The sequence below is a fragment of the Robertmurraya sp. DFI.2.37 genome (genome assembly GCF_029211245.1).
GTDB classification, from domain to species: Bacteria; Bacillota; Bacilli; order Bacillales; family Cytobacillaceae; genus Robertmurraya; species Robertmurraya methanolica_A.
This window is the reverse complement of record NZ_JARGEJ010000433.1, coordinates 1-339: the sequence shown is the minus strand read 5'-3', so window position 1 is coordinate 339 and position 339 is coordinate 1. Positions and strand designations below refer to the sequence as shown.

The window sequence follows — 339 nt, the reverse complement described above, 5'->3', positions numbered from 1 at the left end:
CCGGGCCGGCCGTGCGCTGGTACTTGCCCAGCCGCAGGATGACGACGCGCTCCCACTGCGGGGCCACGTGCACGGTGAAGATGACGAGCACCGCCAGCACGAGCGCCCCCGTGAGCAGCCAGATGTTGACGGTCCCCAGGGCGTCGTACCCGATGCCCAGCACCGCCAGCGCCGTGACGACGAACAGGAACGCCGAGAACACGAAGCTGGCGTTCTCGTCGGTGTGCCGCGTCTTGGGCGAGCTGTACGACTCGATCTGCTGGGCGTCCTTGCGCTCGCCGCGCCGCGCGCCCTGCTCGGCCTTCCCTCCCCGCGCCCTATTCCACACCATAGTATTCC

General features: G+C 69.3%; 1 pseudogene. It reads right to left on the bottom strand.

Features of this window, described 5'->3' with window-relative positions:
• Positions 1-339: pseudogene (locus PZE06_RS27180) on the bottom strand (hypothetical protein); the annotation flags it as partial.